This window comes from Actinosynnema sp. NPDC059797 (assembly GCF_042732085.1).
Taxonomy (GTDB): Bacteria; Actinomycetota; Actinomycetes; order Mycobacteriales; family Pseudonocardiaceae; genus Actinosynnema.
This window is the reverse complement of sequence record NZ_JBHWIE010000594.1, coordinates 1-2,967: the sequence shown is the minus strand read 5'-3', so window position 1 is coordinate 2,967 and position 2,967 is coordinate 1. Positions and strand designations below refer to the sequence as shown.

The 2,967-nt window shown below is 72.9% G+C and carries 2 protein-coding genes; both read left to right on the top strand.

Annotated features, from left to right (window positions below):
* Positions 1–73 precede the first annotated feature (73 nt).
* Positions 74–1,996, top strand: a complete 1,923-nt coding sequence (locus tag ACFV4N_RS42180; protein WP_499678307.1) for a bifunctional aldolase/short-chain dehydrogenase — start codon at positions 74–76, stop codon at positions 1,994–1,996.
* 150 nt (positions 1,997–2,146) lie between these two features.
* On the top strand, positions 2,147–2,938 hold the full coding sequence (locus ACFV4N_RS42175) for an NPP1 family protein (protein WP_499678306.1): 792 nt from the start codon (positions 2,147–2,149) through the stop codon (positions 2,936–2,938).
* The last annotated feature ends 29 nt before the right edge of the window (positions 2,939–2,967 follow it).

Sequence of the window (2,967 nt, the reverse complement as noted above, 5' to 3'; positions counted from 1 at the left end):
GCGCTGAACTACGCCTTCGACGTCACCCCCGCCGACCTGGTCACGGCCATCATCACCGACGAGCGGACGATCAGTGGAAAACCGCTGGGCTGACCCGGGCGCGGACCCCCTCGACGCCTGCGTGCACGCCTCCCGGCTGCTCGGCCGCGAACCGTCGCTGGTCCTGCACGGCGGCGGCAACACCTCGGTCAAGGCGGTCGTCACCGACCTCACCGGCCGCGAGGTGGACGTGCTGCACGTCAAGGGCAGCGGCTGGGACCTGGCGGACATCGAACGCGCCGGGTTCGCGCCCCTCAGGCTCGACCGCCTGCGCGAGCTGCTGACCGTGCCCGACCTGCCCGACGGCCGGATGATGAACGAGCTGCGGTGCGCCCTGCTCGACGCGAGCGCGCCGGACCCCAGCGTCGAGACCCTGCTGCACGCGCTCCTGCCGCACCCCGTCGTGCTGCACACCCACGCCGACGCCGTGATCACGCTGACCAACCTGCGCGAACCCCTCGCGGCGGAGGTCTTCGGCGATCGCGTCGTGGTCGTCCCCTACGTGATGCCGGGTTTCGCCCTCGCCCGGACGTGCGCCGAGCTGTTCGCCGAACGCGCCGACGAGCGCACGATCGGCGTGGTCCTGATGAACCACGGCCTGTTCACCTTCGGCGAGGACGCCGAACAGGCATACACCCGGCACGTCGAGCTGGTCAGAGCCGCAGAGGAGCGCCTGGCGCGGCACCGACCCGCCCGCGCGACCGCGTCCCTGCCCCGCGCCGACCCCCGCGACCTCGCCGCCCTCCGCCGGGAGATCTCGGCGACCGCGGGTCACCCGATGATCGTCACCAGGCACACCGACCCCGCCACCGCGGCCTTCGTCGCCCGGCCCGACCTGGCCGACGTGGCGACCCGGGGCCCGGCGACACCCGACCACGTCATCCGCACCAAGCGGGTGCCGCTGGTCGGCCGGGACGTCGAGGGCTACGCCGCCGAGTACCGCCGCTACTTCGAGCGGCACGCGCGGCGAGGTTTGACCATGCTCGACCCGGCGCCCCGCGTCGTGCTCGACCCCGAACTCGGCATGCTCACCGCCGGCCGGCGGGCCAAGGACGCCGACATCGCCCGCGACATCTACGCGCACACCATCGACGTCATCGAGCACGCCGAGGAACTCGGCGGGTACCGCGCCCTGCCGCCGGGCGACCTGTTCGAGATGGAGTACTGGGAGCTGGAGCAGGCCAAGCTCCGCCTGGCGGGCCCACCGGCCGAGTTCACCGGCGAGGTCGCCCTCGTCACCGGCGCCGCCTCCGGCATCGGCCGGGCGTGCGCCGACGCGTTGCGCGCCAGGGGCGCGTGCGTGATCGGCCTGGACCTCACCCCGACCGAGAGCCGCACCGACCACCTGGGCCTCCGGGTCGACGTCACCGACGCGGCGGCGGTGGAGGACGCGATCGCCCGCGGCGTCGAGCGGTTCGGCGGGCTGGACGTCGTGGTCGCCTCCGCCGGCGTGTTCCCCGGCAACACCCCCATCGCCGACCTCGACGCGGACTCGTGGCGGCGCACCATGGCGGTCAACGCCGACGCCACCGCGATGCTCTTCCGCGCCGTGCACCCGTTCCTGCGGCTGGCGCCGCGCGGCGGCCGGGTCGTGGTCATCGCCTCGAAGAACGCGCCCGCGCCGGGTCCGGGCGCCGCCGCGTACTCGGCGTCGAAGGCCGCGGTCACCCAGCTGGCCAGGGTCGCCGCCCTGGAGTGGGCGTCGGACGGCATCCGGGTCAACGCGGTCCACCCCGACGCGGTCTTCGACACCGGGCTGTGGACCGAGGAGGTCCTCGCCCAGCGCGCCGCGCACTACGGCATCGGCGTCGAGGCCTACAAGCGGCGGAACCTGCTGGGCGCGGAGGTCACCAGCGCCGCGGTCGGCAGGCTCGTCGCGGAGCTGTGCTCGGACACCTTCGCCTGCACCACCGGCGCCCAGGTGCCCGTCGACGGCGGCAACGACCGGGTGGTGTAGACCAGCGGCCCGCTGTTCGCCGGCTGTTCGCCCCGGCGCGACCATCGGCGGGTTGACGGTGCGCTCCCGGGCCGCGACCCTCGTCACCGGCCGGTTGACCTCCGCACGACCGGCCCCGACGCTCGTGCCGCTCGACACCGGATGGAGAGCATGCTCGCCGTGACCGCCAAGACGACGGACCGGACCCGAACCACCCCGAGGAAACTGCTGACCGCGCTGGTGGGCGCCACTCTGCTGGCCGTCCTCGTGCCCGGGGTCGCCTGGGCAGAACCCCCGCAGGCGCTGCCCGCGAGCGCCGCCGCCGCCGACGCCAAGTGGCAGCCGGCCTTCGACTACGACACCGACGGCTGCTACCCGACCCCGGCCATCTCGCCGACCGGGGCGATCGCGACGGGCCTGAACAACTCCGGCGCCCTCAACGGCCAGTGCCGCGACCAGTCCGACCTGGACAACACCAACTCGTACTCGCGCTCCAAGTGCAACAACGGCTGGTGCGCCTACCTCTACGACCTCTACTTCGAGAAGGACCAGGCCGTGCCGGGCCTCGACTGCTGCGGCCACCGGCACGACATCGAGCACGTCGTCGTGTGGGTCAGCAACGACCAGGCGCAGTACGTCTCCACCTCGGCGCACGGCAAGTACTCGACCTACCCGCGCTCCCAGGTCTCCTGGGAGGGCACGCACCCCAAGATCGTCTACCACAAGGACGGCTGGAGCACGCACTGCTTCCGCCTCGCGAGCTCGACCGAGCAGCCGGAGAACCACTACGGCACCTGGCAGTACCCGGACCTGGTCAGCTGGGACCACTTCCCGCCGGGCATCCGGGACATCCTCGTGAACGCCGACTTCGGCAGCGCGAGCCTGGCCATCAAGGACGGCGCGTTCAACCACAACCTCGCCCAGGCCAAGCCGAGCGGCATCCCGTTCGACCCGAACGCCTGACAATCGGCGAAGACCGCCACCGGGAGCCG